The sequence below is a fragment of the ANME-2 cluster archaeon genome (assembly GCA_014237145.1).
Lineage (GTDB): Archaea > Halobacteriota > Methanosarcinia > Methanosarcinales > Methanocomedenaceae > Methanocomedens_A.
In genome coordinates, this window is the sequence record JAAXOC010000002.1 from 41,092 (window position 1) to 57,744 (window position 16,653).

Sequence of the window (16,653 nt, forward strand, 5' to 3'; positions counted from 1 at the left end):
ATTGAACAGCATAAATCATATTGAATTATATGAACATTTAAAAAAATTCCACAATTTGACGGATAAATTGAATTTTATTCAACAAAATAACATCAAACCCTCTTATAAACTATTATTTGATTTTTATGAGAATCAAAGTCAACAATTGACTGTATTTTTTAAAGCAGAATACTATAAATTATTAAAAGATGTCATACTTATCAATAAACCTAAAACTATGCTTGATCCTTTCTGTGGGTTGGGCACTTTGTTGTTTCATCTTCCAAAAGAAATTACATTACATGGTCTTAATGTAAATAAATCTGAAGCTAAAACTGCACATTATTTTAATCCAAATGCTAAAATCGAATGTAAGGATGCGTTTAATGAGACCTTCAATACTACTTATGATTGCATTGCTTCAATCTTGATTCCATTTGGTCAAAAACATAATAATTTAAGCAAATTAACTTTGAAACTTCTCAATAGCTTGAATGATAACGGAAGTTTATTTCTAACGGTTCCTTCTAATTTTCTAAGTGCAACAGCTTTTCATAATATTAGAAAATCAATCTTGAAGGAATATAGTCTTGAATTTATTGCTGAATTACCAAGAAATAGATTTCAAGGAATAAAATTTAATTTAATACATATAAAAAACCAAAAACAACGCAGCAATGTATTACTTACTATAATAGATGATTACGATAAAAATCAAATAATAAGTGATTATGTTAACCAAAAAGGTCAATTTTGGATTCCACAGAATCAACTAATTCACCGCTGGGATAGAAACTTCCATGATCCAAAATATTTAGAGATTGAAAATGAGTTAAATAAACAAGATACAAAGCCACTTGATGAAATATCGGAAGAAATTCGATTTGGGATTCATATTCCTGCGGAATACAGAAAAGATAAAGGTGATTACTTAGTACTTACCCCCGGTAATATTAAATCGAATTCATTGATTATTAGTGAGCGCCAATATTATTGTAATGCAGAGGATAATAAGAACATACGGAATTTTAATCGGGTAATTCTTAAACCTGACGACATACTTCTTTCTTTATTTGGTCAAACGTTTAAATTATACATATACAATGAAAACGATCCTAAAGCAGTTGCAAACCAAAATTTTGCTATTATTAGAGCATGTGATAATAAATATATTAAAGCATACCTTGAAAGTGAAACAGGATATAATGCATTTCTACAACAAGCCCAAAGAAGAAGTAGTGGAACGACTATTCAAAAGCTAACATTATCTGATTTACGAAAAATTAAAGTTCCCATTTTACCATATGAACAGCTTAACGATCTAATTCCAGAACCGGATAAATTAACATCCTTTTCTGAATCTAAAATTGCCTTAGTTCTGGAAGAAAAACTCAAAGAAAAGGGATGGTCAATTAAAAGGGAATATAGAGTAAATAATATAATCATAGATTTAGCTTTATGTATTGAAGATAAGCCTATTGGGCTGGTGGAAATAAAACAATATAAATCAGATCTTGATATAAGCCAAATAGAAAATCAACTAAAGCATTTAATTAATACGACTGGCTTTGAACTTGCATTCACATATTTTAATAATCAATTATTTGAATATAATGGAATTGAATTTATTCCAATTGAAGATTTTCCTTCAATAAATAAGGAATTAAAAAACAGATTTGAAGTTCAAGAATCTGTATCTATTTATCAAAGTCAGCCTTCGAGTTATGCTACAAAATTTATGTTAGAGATTATTGGTTTACAAATTCAAAAAATGAGTTCAGACATTAAGGCAATTAAAGAGACAACTAACAGGACGGAAGAAAAAATAGATTTAATTATTGATTTGGTTTCAGATTTAAATGAAGAGTTTAGAAATATAAAAAGCGAACCATTTGAAATAGAAGAAAAACTTATTTTATTTAATAAAGAACTTGATGAAAAAATAAGAGAATTGCAAAATCAAAAACAGGATCAATTAGATAAGTATATAGAGATAGTAAAATCTTGGTTAAGCTATGATTGGGAAAGATTAGACGAATTAAGTAAACAATATTTACCTTCAGCGGAATTTATTTTTTCACAATTATCAAATCTTACTAATACCGATTTTTCTCCTTTTATCATACAATATTGCAGGGCTTTAGAGACTGAATTATTAAATAAGGTCTTTAAGGCATATATAGATGAACTCAAGGCAAAAAACACTAACATAGAAGATAAATTTGCATGGGATTTCGAAAAGAAAGAAAATGGTAAACACAATAATGAAAATACATTTAAATTAGCCAAACATATACAAAAATGCTTAGATATAGACAGATCTGAATGGTTCTTTGAATTGGGAACCATGGAAGTCAATTTACGCTATTTAACAGGAAAAACTTCCAGAAAAAGCCCAATACTTGCTGATTTAAAGAAGTTCTTGCTTACTTACTTTGAAGAAAACATTCTTGAATTAGAATTTTTAAATGAATTAAATCGCATTACTAAAGAATATAGAAACCGAGCAGCTCATTCCAATATAATAACTTTACATGAAGCAAAAAAAGGAAGAACAGAAATCAAAGAATTATTAAAGCAATTCTTTGAGTTTTATAAATAGATTATGACAATACCAACTGAACATAAAAGCGTACAATCCCGCATACTAAAATATGCAAAGGAAATCGGCTGGGCAGTGGTTTCACAAAGCGAAGCCGAGCTGTGCAGAGGCTTTGATCCATCCGGCGCTTCACCCAGAGAAAGAGCCAAGCATGCTTCCCGGTTTTTCACTGATACCTTATTTGAAAAAGTAAAACAATTCAATCCAAAATTCAAAGACAGCAAAGAAGAACTCCTTCGCAAACTCGATCTGCCGTTACCCACCATTGCAGGCAACCGGGATTTTTTACAACACCTTCAAGGTGAAAAAACTTTTTTCAGCAAAGAAGAAAACCGTGAGTTTAACCTTATTCTGATAAACTATGACAAGCCAGACAAAAACATCTATGAAGTAACTGAAGAATATTATCTCTTCAACGGACAATATGCCAACCGGGAAGATGTGGTTTTTCTCATTAATGGCATTCCGGTTCTGGTTATTGAATGTAAGAACGCCACCAAAGACGAAGCGATTGCCATCGGCATAGACCAGATCAGACGGTATCACCGCGAGACCCCTGAGTTTTTCGTTCCCCAGCAGATCTACACAGCAACAGAGAGTATTGGTTTTTCATATGGCGTGACCTGGAATACCATCAAAAGAAATATTTTCAACTGGAAAGAAGAGGAAATCGGCAATCTGGAAGCAAAAATAAAATCGTTTTGCGATAAGCAGAACATACTTGATTACCTAAAAAAGTTCATAATTTTTGCCGAGCAGAACGAAGAGTTAAACAAATACATCTTACGCCAGCACCAGAAAACAGCCGTTGAAAAAGTGGTGGAACGGGCAATTGACCCGGACAAGACAAGGGGTTTAGTGTGGCATACTCAGGGAAGCGGCAAAACCTACACCATGATAAAAACAGCCGAGTTGTTGTTTAAAGCTCCAGAAGCAGAAAAGCCTACTATTCTTTTATTGATTGACCGCAATGAGCTGGAAGACCAGATGCTCAAAAACCTCGATTCGGTCGGTGCAAAAAATGTGGTACAGGCAGAGCGTATCAAAGACTTGCAAAAAATACTGAAAAACGATTACAGAGGAATAATCGTCAGCACGTTACATAAATTCAGGGATATGCCTGCTGAAGTTAATACTCGTAAAAATATTTATGTCTTGATTGATGAAGCCCACCGTACCACAGGAAGCGATTTGGGTAATTATCTGATGGCTGCTGTCCCCAATGCCACCTTCATAGGTTTTACAGGTACACCCATTGACAAAACAGTTTACGGTAGAGGAACATTCAAAACCTTTGGTATAGAAGATAAATCAGGTTATCTGCATAAATATTCCATTGCAGAAAGTATTGAAGACGGTACAACCTTACCCCTCTTTTACGGTGTGGCTCCAAACGAGCTATTAGTACCAAAAGAAATTTTAGAAAAAGAATTTCTCAACCTGGCGGAAGCTTATGGAGTAAATGACATTGAGGAATTGAATAAAATTCTGGAACGTGCTGTAAATACCCGTAACTTTTTGAAAGGACAGGAACGAGTAGAAAAGGTAGCTGAATATGTAGCAAAGCATTACACAGAAAATGTGGAGCCAATGGGCTATAAGGCATTCTTAGTTGGGGTTGACCGTCCGGCATGTGCCATGTATAAAAAAGCGTTAGATAAATTCCTGCCACCTGAATATTCAGAAGTAGTCTATACAGGAAATAACAATGATACACCAGATTTAAAGAAATATCACATTGACAAGAAAAAGGAAAAGGAAATCCGAAAGAAGTTCACCAAAATAGAAGAACAACCGAAAATCCTGATCGTTACTGAAAAACTGTTAACTGGATTTGATGCGCCAATTTTATACGCCATGTATCTGGATAAACCCATGCGTGACCATACTCTTCTTCAAGCCATTGCAAGGGTAAACAGACCATATGAGAACGAAGAAAAGGACATGATAAAGCCCCATGGCTTTGTCTTGGACTTTGTAGGCATATTTGAAAATCTTGAAAAAGCCCTTGCATTTGACAGCGACGAAATAAATGCGATAGTAAAGGATATTCAATTGCTGAAACATTTATTCAAGGCAAACATGGAAGAAAAGGTTCCTCCATACTTGCAACTATTAAAATATGGGTTTAACGACAAAGACACTGATAATCTCATTGCATACTTCAGGGATAAATCCAAACGAAAAGAATTTTTCAAATTATACAAAGAGGTGGAAATGCTATACGAGATCATTTCACCTGACAAATTCCTGAGACCTTACATTGATGATTATGCTACACTTTCTGCCATTTATAAAATTGTAAGAAATGCTTACACAAAAAGAATACAGGTTGACAGGGAATTTCAAAGAAAAACCAATGAGCTGATCCAAGAAAAAATTGGCATGGAAAATTTGCAGCAAACCTATGAATTCTTTGAGATCAATGAAGATACAATTCAAAAAATAAAAGAAAACCAAAGCAATTACAATACACGGGTAATCAACCTGGTTAAGAGTATTGAAAAAATTGCAGAGGATAATTCCGATGATCCATTTTTAATTGGTTTGCTGGAAAGAGCCGCACAGGTAGAAGAACACTATGAAGACAGACAAATCAGCACACAGGAAGCATTAGAAGAAATTAAAAAGATTTGTGAAGATGACATACAAAGGAAAAAGGAACAGGCAGAAAAAGGATTTGATGGCTTAACATTCTTCATTTACCGTACACTTCTTGACAAAGATATCAAAAATGCAGATGAAATAACCAGGCAGATTAAAGCAGAGTTTATGAATAATCCGAATTGGAAAACAAGCGAAAAGGAATTGAGAGATTTAAGAAAAGGAGCAACTTTTGCAGTACTTAACGAAGAAGAGGATATTGACAAAGCTGCCGTCATTGTAGAAGAATTATTTTATCACCTATTCAAAGCCTACGATCTATGATTATGAAATGGAACGATAAATCAGAATTCAAGGCAAGAGTAAGAGAGTTTGCCGGGAAAATGGACATTGAAATAAAGGCACTTGCCATTCGACCTATGAAAAACAAATGGGCTTCATGTTCGACAGATTGTAATTTAAATTTCAATAAAGAACTGCTTGAGCTGGACAAAGAGATTGGCGAATATGTAATTGTGCATGAACTGTTACATTTTAATATTCCCAACCATGGCAAACTTTGGAAAAGCCTAATGAGTGCTTACCTGGGCGACTATAAGAACATGGAAGAGAAATTGAATAAAATAACAAATGGGGATAAATAGATAAAATTAATTCAGTCTTCGCTTCCTGGCTCCAGCTAATGATTGTAATGTCAAATTAAACCTGGCTTGGGCTGACCTATAAATAAAGTTAAGTAATCCTGTTCCGTTAAGATATTAAAATTCATCACATATCCGGAGAACCAAGATGTACAGCCAGAAATGTATCCAGTGCAATGCAGAATATACCCCGCAGGAGATCGTTTATACCTGCCCGAAATGCGACGGCCTGCTTGAGATAATCTATGACTGGTCAGACCTATCCATCGGCAGGAAGGACTTTGAGGGAATTCCGCTGTCTGTATGGAAATATAAAGCTCTCCTGCCTGTTGAGCGGGAACCTGTCTCAACCAACGAGGGCGGTACACCCCTGTATAAATGCAGCCCCCTGTCCGAAAAGATCGGCATCGATACCATGTATGTGAAACATGAAGGTCTTAATCCCACTGGCAGTTTCAAGGATCGGGGCATGACTGTCGGTGTATCCAAGGCACTTGAGTTGGGTATGAAGACAGTGGCATGTGCGTCCACTGGCAATACTTCGGCTTCCCTGGCTATCTACGGGGCCAAGGCAGGTATTCCTGTTGTGGTACTGCTTCCGGCAGGAAAGGTGGCAATGGGCAAGGTGGCCCAGGCAATGATGCACGGTGCCAAGGTACTGAGCATAAAGGGCAATTTTGATGATGCCCTGAAACTTGTCAGGGACCTGTGTGATAATGAGGGATTCTATTTATTGAATTCAGTTAACCCGTACAGGCTTGAGGGACAGAAGACCATTGCTTTTGAGATCGCTGACCAGCTTGGATGGGAAGTGCCTGATAAACTGGTACTGCCAGTGGGTAATGCCGGTAATATCACTGCCATTTACAAGGGGTTCAGGGAGTTCTACGAACTGGGACTGACTGAGCGTATCCCGACGATGATTGGGATACAGGCCGAAGGGTCCTGTCCTGTAGTAAATGCATTCAAGCAGAACCAGAAGGACATTGTTCCTGTAACCAACCCCGAGACCATAGCAACTGCCATCAGGATAGGCGACCCTGTGAATGCGGTGAAGGCACTACGGGCAATATACCAGTCGGGAGGGCTGGCTGAATCTGTATCGGATGACGAGATAGTGGCAGCACAAAAGGACCTGGCCCGGCTTGAGGGTATCGGTGTGGAGCCTGCCAGTGCATCTTCAGTGGCTGGTCTTAAGAAACTGGTGGATATGGGTGCGATTAAGTCTGATGAGACTGTGGTCTGTATTACCACAGGGCACCTGCTCAAGGACCCTGAGGAAGTTATGGATATGTGCGAGAGCCCGATAGTAGTTGATGCCACTGCCGAGTCTGTGCGAAAGGCAGTATTTTCATAGATGAAAAGGCTCAATATATCCTCATGGAAAATATCCCATCCGGCACTGATACAATAAATACCAGCTAATTGAATCGAAAAAAAAAAGGAACGGTGAGACCAGGGGTCTCACTTGACTATATCGTGCAGATTAAATTTATGGGGTCCCAGGTTGCCGCCAAAATTACCGGCAGTTATTTTCTTCATGCCTGGTATCTGTACCGCAGCTTTAATGCCTGCCAGCATTGCCTCTGAGATTACTTTTGCATCCAGTCCGTTGATGACGATCTCATAGATGCCGTTCACATCAGCAGGTACATTGCTGCCTTCTACTTTATCCTTGACACTGGGCGAGAACTTCTCATTTGAAGTGGCCTTCATAAATGAGTAATTATTTGCACCGACCTTTGAACCGCTGGCAACAATGCCGCCCGGGAAGGGTGTAATTACGCCTTCAACTTTAGCGATGGCATCCACTGCAACTTCGGCTGCGGCCAGTGCAGCCATCTGGTTATCTGCCAGCATAAAGAAATTACCACCGGCAATGCCCTCCACGGCACCGATACTGTGCTCTGTGATAAAATCACCTTCCATCATCGGAACAGCGTATGATTTCCTGCCACCCACATCGAGTTCGGACTCTATCCCATCGCCGAAGAATTTGAGCTTAAAGCCTGTATCAAATTGCTTCTCGGCATCTGGCAGCCCATTGAACATATGTGCAGTAGGTGCTGTAAGTACGCACTGTCCAAGCCTGTTCAGTAGTTGTTCATCCATGGCCTTGTACCCGAAAGTACATATCTGTATGTACACACCAGGTCTGCCGTCTGGGGTTTCATCTCCACCCACAACTTTTTCGATCCCTGCTTCTGCCGGGCATGCGATCACTGATGTACCAAAACCTGTGGCTTCTCTGGCTGCCACAAGGGCCCATCGTTCTGTAGCTCCGGTGATCAGTACTCTTGCAATCTTTATCGGAAAAGCTTCTGCGAAAGTATCTTCGATTTCTATACCATTTAATTCCATATATATCCCTACAAGTAACTGATTTTACTGATGTCTACATATACTCTTCGAAATTGTTCGGTTATGTATTTTATTCATGTGGTTGAACAAAAAGCGTTCAAAATCAGGTAAATTTTACAAACAGATACTCACTAACATAAATATTATAGCAAGAACATAATATTCATTAAATATCATGTGACCACTTTGCGTTCTGTGCATACTTTGCGTTAATAAATAAATGTAGTGGGAGATATTGTTTTTAAACATCTTGCTATTGCAAATAGTGCAAAGAGTAAGTTTTATTTGTTTGGTTTTTAACTATGGTGTTGTTATGATGGAAAAATAATTAATTATTTTGCCGTTATAACATCAAATATATATAACAATATATGGCCATTACCATGACTGACAAAGAGCCTACTGTTGAAATAATCCGAAGCGTACGACGTAAAAAAACGATCCAGGCAAGACAGGATGGAAATAAATTAAAGATCTATCTGCCTGCCGGATTAAGCAAACAGGAAGAGGTGCAGTGGATAGAAAAAATAAAAGCAAAGGTAGAGAAAAAAAGCTTAAAAAAAGAACTCAATGATGACCAATATCTCCAAAAGCGGTTCAGTGAGTTCAATAACAAGTATTTCGGCGGCCAGCTTAGTGTAAATTCCATCAGGTACGTAACAAACCAGAATGCCAGAAGTGGAAGCTGTACACCTGCAAGTGGCACCATCCGTATCTCTCATAAGCTGGCAGATATGCCGATCTGGGTACTGGATTATGTGATCATGCACGAGATAACACACCTGGTATATCCTGACCATTCAAAACGGTTCTGGAACAAGGTAAATGAATACAGGTATGCAGAACGTGCCAGGGGTTTTCTGATCTGCCGGGGTATGGAAGATAACAACGGGTCTGATAAGTGAGGCTGACCATCTTTGATGGTTTGTCATCAAAACATTGAATAGTCAACCAGACAAATCAGGTGATATCTATGAACAAACACCCAGATCAGGTGATGACTATGAACGAACACCCAACCCTTCTACTGACCGGCACTTTATCCGCCACCCTGAAGAACAGGACTATAGTACTGGCAGTCACGGGCAGCATTGCTGCGGTACGCACCATCGAACTGGCAAGGGAACTTGTGCGCCACGGTGCCACTGTCAGGGTGGTGATGAGCCAGGCCGCCCAGGGAATAATCCATCCGGATGCACTGCATTACGCAACCGGGCACCCGGTCATGACAAGGATTACGGGTGCAGTGGAACATGTGGAGTACTGCGGGGAGGAAGGTACTGCCGACCTGCTGCTGGTAGCGCCGTGTACTGCCAATACTATCAGCAAAATGGCACTTGGTATCGACGATACCCCGCCTACTACCTTCGCCACCACAGCCATGGGCAGCGGCATACCTTTGCTTGTTGTACCTGCAATGCACGGTTCAATGTATAACCACCTGGCAATACGGGAAAACATCGAGAGACTAAAAAGCATGGGAGTACTGCTCCAGGATCCGCTCATCGATGAAAAGACCGCCAAAATAGCAGCTAATGAGGATATAGTACTGGAGGTGCAGCGAATACTGGGAGACGGCAGCCTAGATGGCAGGAAGGTGTTGATCACAGGCGGCGGGACAATAGAACGTATCGATGCCATCAGGGTGCTTACCAACCGCTCATCCGGCCGAACTGGTGTGGAACTGGCCAGGGAGGCATACCGCAAGGGTGCGGATGTGACACTGGTGCATCCCGGGCTGCAGGGGCTGTACGGCATAACTGAGGTAGAAGCGGTGTCAGCAAAGGACATGACCCGCAGTGTGCTGGATGAGATCAAAAAAGGCTGCGACCTTTTCATTAGTTCTGCAGCAATTTCAGATTATACTGTTGAACCTGTGGACCATAAGATCAAGTCGGGCCAGGAAGCACTCATCCTAACTCTTCGACCTGCCCAAAAGCTGACGCAAAAGGTCAGGGAAAATTATCCTGAACTGGATATTATCGGTTTCAAGGCCGAAGCCAATGTGGACAAGGACGGGCTTATTGCAAGCGCAAAAGAATTGATGGCAAAGTATGGTCTTTCAATAGTAGTGGCCAATGATGTGGGAAAGGGCGGAATGGGAACCCGGGATAATACTGTCTATATCCTGGATAGCCCTGGTGGTGAGACCGGTCCGGTTACAGGGGATAAACAGGTCATTGCAGGGGCTGTTCTTGACAGGTTCATAGAGGTAAATGGATGACTTTAACGGCATTTGCGCCGGCTCATATCACTGGTTTTTTTGCAGTAAGGCCCGATCCTGACCCTGTTAAGGCCGGATCGGTTGGCTGTGGGCTGTGTCTTGAAACAGGAGTGACCGCAAGAGTAACAATCGGTACAACAGGTACGACCGATACAACCGATACAACCGATATAACAGGTACACTAGATACAGCCGATATAACAGGTTCAGGGGCGCTTATAAGATTAAATGGTGAGCAGATAGACCTGCCCACCGTTGAGTATGTGGTCGAATCGCTGCTTCGTGCCGGGCATTCCAGGCTGATCGTTGACCTGACAGCAGATGTTCCTCTGGGTTATGGTTTCGGGGTGAGCGGTGCGGCTGCGCTGGCAACTGCCCTGGCAATAAATGCCGACCAGGGGCAGGGCCTTACTATGGAACAGGCGGCTGCTGTGGCCCATTCTGCGGAAGTGGTGAACAGGACAGGGATGGGGGATGTGGCAGGACAGTATACAGGTGGCCTGGTTATCAGGACAGCAGCAGGGGCACCCGGGGTTGGTGCGGTCAAAAAAGTGCCAGTAGATGCCATGGAAGTGTCATGGGTCTGCCTGGGTGAGATATCGACCTCATCGGTGCTGGATGATGAGAAAACCATGGAGAGTATCAATATACTGGGCCAACGGGCATTGAAGGCACTGCTCAAACGGCCAGGGCTTGAATATTTTATATCCCTTTCAAGAGATTTTGCATTTGATACAGGACTTGTCAGTTCAAGAGCTGCAGATGCCATTGAAGCAGTGGAAGCCGCTGGCGGACTAGCCAGTATGGCTATGCTGGGGGACACCGTATTTGCGCTGGGGGACGGTAGTGCTCTAATGGAATTCGGGCAGGTCGGTAGCAGCAGGATAGGAACCACGGGTGCACATAATCTTTAAACAGTATACAGAGTTTAGATAACCCCTTGACAAGCGATAAATTAAATAATCCCACTAACAATACAGACCTCTTAATTATCATTAATAATATAGGTGTAATACTATGGATAATAAGGATAAATCAAGGATCAGGACAAGGACCAAACGTTATATCAAGCAGTTGATTCATAATTTCCGGTTTACATACGAGGACATAAGCAAGAGTAGTGGCATCGAAATTAACAGATTAAAGGCCATCAATAAAAAGGAAGACCCTACTTTTGAAGAGTACATGACCTTAAAGAAAATAGCTATAGAATTATCAGATGAACGAGGCCAGGATTCGGCAGATTAATTATTCCCTGCCTTATTTTCCAAGGTAAAAGACCATCTGGATAAGGCCCACCAGAAATCCCAGGACACCGCCAATAATGGTGATGTATCCCAGTTCTTTTGAGGATACCCTGAGTACTATGTCCTCCAGTTGGTCAAGGTCATAGGATTCTATGTTCTTCACTATGATGTCCTTGAAGTCCACGTTCCTTTCGATCTCACAAATGAACTCACTTATCAGTTCGTCCTTATTGGCATTGATTGACTTCTTGACCCTGGAGTGCAGGTAAGCATTGATCGTAGTATTGATCCTGCCAAGTATCTCGCTTTTTCCATTGTACTCGGATGATTCAAAAAAACCGTCCACCATCTTATCTATCTCTGGCCCCAGGTCAAGTGCTTTTAGCACCTTGGTAAGGTCTTTCATTGAGATCAGTTCATCCTCTACCGTGGCAGCAATGCTTTCTGAAATATCGTTCCTGCGCTTTGGGAGCAGACCCTGTATCTTGAAGGGTCCGATGCCTATGGGCTTGTGGGGCCGAAAGAGCATCTTTACTGCGATATAATTGGTTGAGTATCCTATCAGGCACCCGATGATAGGGAAAAGGTAGGGGGCGTACTCCATATTAGTAGATATATGCCGGAATATAATTTAATGTTGGTGTAAGTCTGCCAGGGGTTTCTAGGTGGACAGAGGTCCGCATCCCTGGCATAGGTGTTGGTGTCAATTACGGTAAAAAATTGCAAATCAACTACGAAGCGAAGTCCGGAGTCAATTACGTTCTTATCCTTGATTAGGACATATAGATTTATTTACCGGTGAATCACCTTTACATTAACCTAAAAAAAGAATAATAGGAAATAAAATGCGTCTGATATATGAAAAACTGCTATCTGTACTTGGACACCAGCACTGGTGGCCGGCCGATACACCCTTTGAAGTGGTAGTTGGAGCACTACTGACCCAGCAGACCCGGTGGAGTAATGTAGAACAAGCTATCTCAAACCTGAAATCACATTCCCTGTTGGATTCAGACAGGCTTGCCTGTGCAGATACCCTAAAACTCGAAGAACTGGTCAGGTGTACAGGCTTCTACCGCCAGAAGGCCAGGCGGCTCAAGAACCTGGCCCGATATTTTTCCTTGCATGGTGATGCCATGTACGACAGGCCTGTGCAAGACCTGCGAAAGGACCTGCTTGAACTTGATGGTGTGGGGGAGGAGACCGCTGACAGCATTATACTTTATGCTATTAACAAGCCCAAGTTCGTGATCGATGCCTATACCCGCAGGATACTGGGATGCCTGGGTTTAAGTGGCAGCTACCGTTCGCTCCAGGAGATGTTTGAGTCGGAACTTAAACACGATACTGAGATGTTCAAAGAATACCATGCCCTGATAGTGGAATATGGTAAACAGTATTGCGGGAAGAACAGATGTGATGAATGTGTGCTTGTGGAAAAATAATACTCTGGCGCTGTTGGTCTGAGAAATTGGTAACAAGCGATATTATCCATATCCGTATGCCACGAAATTACATTCGCCATGTGTATAATCAAAACCCTGTGAATCCAGCTTGTCCCTACTGGACATGAGGTTTCAGGTAATAGAAATATGTCTTAACCGGTGCCGTAAATTCGTTTCATGTCCGGTCTCTCAGTCGTATAATAATGAACCCAGATGTAGATCTGGCTAAATAAAGCTACCAGCAGCGCTGCCCCTGATGAATATAACAGTCCGGGTATCAATAGTATTGCAATTCCGAAAATATACATTGGATTCTTGAAATACTTGAAGATCCCCTCGTTTACCAATGGTTTATTTCTATAGGACATATCAAAGTGGTCGATCCCCACAGCACGATTGTAGGGAAAAAACCTGCCAATAGAATAAAATAGATACACGGCCGGCAATGTGACTGCCAGTGCCATGATATTCAATATGAACTGGTCTACAGGCAGGGTGTTCCTGCTGGAAACTGCCAGTAGTATTACGAAAATTATCCTTAATATTGCAAGTATGAAAAAACCAGTTGAATAATAGGCAAATCCGTTCCAGCCAAATAACCTGGTGATCAATGAATAATGCAATTGTACCCGCCAGCAGAACAATACATAGACCTGGTGCAATACGGCAATAGCGATGGCAAGCACGAACCATGCTACAGTATCGATACCAAGAATTTGCCCCTCCATGAATTTGCCAGTCTTAACAAGAATAGATATTCCTGCCAGGAGAACCGCTAATATGACCAGATGTATATGTTGTCTTTCTAACAGTAATCCAACATTTTTCATTGTAGAATAGTATTTTATGAAACATATAAAACTTTTGGGACTGCACAATAAGACCTTCAATGAACTATGTCCCGGTTATCCTCTTACGGACCACAAGTATGAACATGTGCCATGCATCAACGATACCGATACCGATTCCAATTTCGCTATCGCTCAAATTCAACAAAAACAGTGGCAGCAAAAAGAATGAGAAAATATAATTACTAAGAAATGCAGTAATCTTTAAGAGATAGGTATGAAATTGAATATAAATAACATCACTGTGGATGATACCTACTGCGAAGCCTTCAGCGGCGTATTTACCAGATTTATCATCACTGCCGGCGACAAGAAGCGGCTCAAACGTGCTGCTTACCTTTCCACTGCCCTGCCGTCCACCGTATTCGGGAAATCCGAGGGCGGTATAGAAGCCTGGCTTGACCCTGCCGACACTCCCGATGGCAGGATAGGGGCTGTTGTCCAGATATGGGTGAACGATATCAAGGACTCTGACCGGATACTGGCCTTTGAACTGGGCTGGCGGATCAGACAAGGCATCCTTGTTGTGCCCACCACATCAGTGTTCAATGCCCTGGAATCCGGGACTTCCATTGATCTGATGGCACCTGTAGGATACTGTGCTGACGGCTATCAGGTAGAAGAAAAGCGCTACGGCAGGCAGACCATTGTGCTTCCGCTTATGATGGGGGAGTTCATCATCGAGCGGTACCTCTGCACGGCAAGGGGTGTTATGGGTGGAAATGTATGGTTCTTCTGCGATTCAATTGATTCAGCCCTGGAAGCAGGGGACAAGGCAGTAGTGGCTGTAGATGGCGTAAAAGGTGCGGTATCGACCTTTGATATCTGCTCTGCCGGTTCCAAGCCAGTTTATCCCGGGCAAGCACATCCTGAGGTAGGACCAAGTACCAACCATCCTTACTGCCCCACGTTGAAAGGAAAAATCCCGGATTTTGCAGTACCGGATGGCATAGAGTCCATACCCGAGATCGTGATAAACGGTGTTGATGAAAAGGCTGTGGGAAATGCCATGAAAGCAGCTATGTATGCAGCATCCGGGGTGCAAGGTCTAAAACGTATCTCTGCTGGCAATTATGATAGGAAACTGGGGAAATTCCGGATATACCTTAAAGACCTGTTATAGCCGCATCCAGCTGGTCCTTGTGGGGTAATCCGCTGCGTGCACCGCGTTTTGTTATTTTAATTGATGCAGTGATGTTCCCCATCAGAGCGCTGGTCGCTATGTCCTTACCCTGCAGCATACCATAGATAAAACCGGCATTGAATGCATCACCGGCACCTGTAGTGTCTACCACATTCACTTTTTGCGCAGGGATCTGTTTTTGTATGGTTCCGTCTGCAACATAGCATCCATTTGCCCCCATCTTGACAGCGACCCATTGTGCCCCGGCATCGATAAGCATACTGGCACCTTCCTGAATATCCTCACATCCGGTCATGAGTTTTAGTTCATGTTCGCTTGGCAACACCACCCTGGCCTGGCTTATGAATTCCATTAATGCTTCCATGCCCAGCTCGGCATATAGTGTGCCAGGGTCCAGGCTTATGTCTGCGGTAGTACTGGCCGCAACATGCTTTTGGGTATTAAAGGATGTGTCAGAATTCCTGCATACAAAAGAGGTCATGTGGATGAGGGCGGCACTGTTGAGCTGGTCCATATCCACATCTGCTATGGAAATGGTATCATTAACACCAGGGTCTACAAGTATACCCCTATCTCCCCTGCCGTCCACCATGATCAGGCATTCACCGCTCCTGTCATTCTGGTTATTGGTAATACTTACACCTGTTGTATCCACACCTTCGAACGACAGGTCATCAAGTAATATCCTGCCGCTTTCATCTCCAGCTACTTTTCCTATGTAGCCGGTTTCGGTGCCCAGTCTGGACAGACCTACAATGGTGTTGGCTGCTGACCCGCCGGGGTGGTTTTCTGTGGAACTTATAAAACCTTCTTCATCGGGCCTGACAATCCTGTCTACGTAGTATATCCTGTCAAGGTTCAGTGCTCCGAAACCAAGTATTGTGTGGGGGGTGTGGTTGGTGTTATTTGGGGGTGGGTGTTGTTGTGGTGTGGTCATGGTTTAGAGATATGGAGGTATTTTGTGTTTTTTTTATAGGACTATAAATAATCTTTATGGAATATTAAATAAGTTGTTTTTTCTAAAATGATTGTGCATAATCGATCGTAAAATCGTTTCCTGAACATTACCATCATAATCTAAGCAGGGCGGATGGGCAAGTACTTTACTCACCAAGATCTTCACTTCTATCCAGCAGATATCCTAAATTTCTTTTGATGATCTCCTGCCGCCTTAAGTTCAGCGAGTTTTTCAGAGTTCTCACCTTCAAGTTTAGACCTTTGTACTTCTATTAATACTGCGGTTCATTAGAAAAGGTAAAATACTAAAAAGAGACTACTAAGAACACCCCCAACATCCCACCTTAAAGGGGCCGTAGGGTAGCCTGGACCATCCTGCAAGGCTGGGGGTCTTGCGACCGGAGTTCGAATCTCCGCGGCCCCATTTTACTATAACAAGTAGCGAGCTGCACATGTACTCACCCCTACTCTAGCCAGTAGCAGGCTGCACACGTATGCAGCCCTGCGGGCTCCATACGTGGACTTGAGGTTGTTAGTGATATTATAGCAATAGGTGGCTGGACATGTATGCAGCTCTGCGGGCTCCATACGTGGACTTGAG

15 protein-coding genes and 1 tRNA gene are annotated in these 16,653 nt (G+C 41.9%); 12 read left to right on the forward strand and 4 right to left on the reverse strand.

The window, feature by feature from the left end:
* The first annotated feature begins 1 nt into the window (after window position 1).
* From HF974_00325 to HF974_00340, 4 genes are all read left to right on the forward strand, one after another.
* Window positions 2-2,581 (forward strand): hypothetical protein, encoded by a 2,580-nt coding sequence (locus HF974_00325; protein ID MBC2696794.1) that lies wholly within the window; start codon window positions 2-4, stop codon window positions 2,579-2,581.
* A 3-nt stretch (window positions 2,582-2,584) separates the two neighbouring features.
* The gene (locus tag HF974_00330) at window positions 2,585-5,509 is read left to right on the forward strand and encodes an HsdR family type I site-specific deoxyribonuclease (protein MBC2696795.1); all 2,925 of its coding nucleotides are present in this window, start codon (window positions 2,585-2,587) and stop codon (window positions 5,507-5,509) included.
* Between the two features lie 2 nt (window positions 5,510-5,511).
* Window positions 5,512-5,829, forward strand: coding sequence for a M48 family metallopeptidase (locus HF974_00335; GenBank protein ID MBC2696796.1), 318 nt, complete (start codon window positions 5,512-5,514; stop codon window positions 5,827-5,829).
* A gap of 145 nt (window positions 5,830-5,974) precedes the next feature.
* Entirely contained in the window at window positions 5,975-7,183 is a 1,209-nt protein-coding gene (locus tag HF974_00340) for a threonine synthase (protein MBC2696797.1), read from the forward strand.
* 107 nt (window positions 7,184-7,290) lie between these two features.
* Here HF974_00340 and fhcD read toward each other — a convergent pair whose 3' ends face one another.
* Window positions 7,291-8,187, reverse strand: a complete 897-nt coding sequence (gene fhcD / locus HF974_00345) for a formylmethanofuran--tetrahydromethanopterin N-formyltransferase (protein ID MBC2696798.1) — start codon at window positions 8,185-8,187, stop codon at window positions 7,291-7,293.
* A 383-nt stretch (window positions 8,188-8,570) separates the two neighbouring features.
* Between fhcD and HF974_00350 the strand changes: the two genes are divergently transcribed.
* The 4 genes from HF974_00350 (at window position 8,571) to HF974_00365 (ending at window position 11,659) form a co-directional block, all read left to right on the forward strand.
* Window positions 8,571-9,092 (forward strand): M48 family metallopeptidase, encoded by a 522-nt coding sequence (locus tag HF974_00350; protein ID MBC2696799.1) that lies wholly within the window; start codon window positions 8,571-8,573, stop codon window positions 9,090-9,092.
* Window positions 9,093-9,184: 92 nt separating this feature from the next.
* On the forward strand, window positions 9,185-10,411 hold the full coding sequence (gene coaBC / locus HF974_00355; GenBank protein ID MBC2696800.1) for a bifunctional phosphopantothenoylcysteine decarboxylase/phosphopantothenate--cysteine ligase CoaBC: 1,227 nt from the start codon (window positions 9,185-9,187) through the stop codon (window positions 10,409-10,411).
* On the forward strand, window positions 10,408-11,325 hold the full coding sequence (locus HF974_00360) for a GHMP kinase (protein MBC2696801.1): 918 nt from the start codon (window positions 10,408-10,410) through the stop codon (window positions 11,323-11,325). Before coaBC ends, HF974_00360 begins: the two co-directional genes overlap by 4 nt.
* A 103-nt stretch (window positions 11,326-11,428) precedes the next feature.
* Complete coding sequence (locus HF974_00365; GenBank protein MBC2696802.1) at window positions 11,429-11,659, forward strand: hypothetical protein; 231 nt, start codon at window positions 11,429-11,431, stop codon at window positions 11,657-11,659.
* 12 nt (window positions 11,660-11,671) lie between these two features.
* Here the strand turns inward: HF974_00365 and HF974_00370 are convergent, their stop codons facing one another.
* Window positions 11,672-12,262, reverse strand: coding sequence for a DUF445 family protein (locus HF974_00370; GenBank protein MBC2696803.1), 591 nt, complete (start codon window positions 12,260-12,262; stop codon window positions 11,672-11,674).
* A 241-nt stretch (window positions 12,263-12,503) separates the two neighbouring features.
* On the opposite strand from HF974_00370, the gene HF974_00375 reads away from it, so the two are divergent.
* Entirely contained in the window at window positions 12,504-13,103 is a 600-nt protein-coding gene (locus HF974_00375; protein MBC2696804.1) for an endonuclease, read from the forward strand.
* Window positions 13,104-13,255: 152 nt separating this feature from the next.
* Here HF974_00375 and HF974_00380 read toward each other — a convergent pair whose 3' ends face one another.
* Complete coding sequence (locus tag HF974_00380) at window positions 13,256-13,933, reverse strand: hypothetical protein (protein MBC2696805.1); 678 nt, start codon at window positions 13,931-13,933, stop codon at window positions 13,256-13,258.
* A gap of 16 nt (window positions 13,934-13,949) precedes the next feature.
* Between HF974_00380 and HF974_00385 the strand changes: the two genes are divergently transcribed.
* Together HF974_00385 and HF974_00390 are read left to right on the forward strand one after the other, a co-directional pair.
* Window positions 13,950-14,123 carry a hypothetical protein gene (locus HF974_00385; GenBank protein MBC2696806.1) on the forward strand — a complete coding sequence of 58 codons (174 nt, stop codon included), beginning with the start codon at window positions 13,950-13,952 and terminating at the stop codon, window positions 14,121-14,123.
* 45 nt (window positions 14,124-14,168) lie between these two features.
* Complete coding sequence (locus HF974_00390; protein ID MBC2696807.1) at window positions 14,169-15,074, forward strand: formylmethanofuran--tetrahydromethanopterin N-formyltransferase; 906 nt, start codon at window positions 14,169-14,171, stop codon at window positions 15,072-15,074.
* On the opposite strand, the gene HF974_00395 is transcribed toward HF974_00390, so the two are convergent.
* Entirely contained in the window at window positions 15,058-16,032 is a 975-nt protein-coding gene (locus HF974_00395) for a carbohydrate kinase family protein (GenBank protein MBC2696808.1), read from the reverse strand. The two genes, HF974_00390 and HF974_00395, sit on opposite strands and share 17 nt — an antisense overlap.
* A gap of 369 nt (window positions 16,033-16,401) precedes the next feature.
* Here HF974_00395 and HF974_00400 point away from each other — a divergent pair.
* Window positions 16,402-16,476 (forward strand) — tRNA-Pro (locus HF974_00400).
* Window positions 16,477-16,653 lie beyond the last annotated feature (177 nt).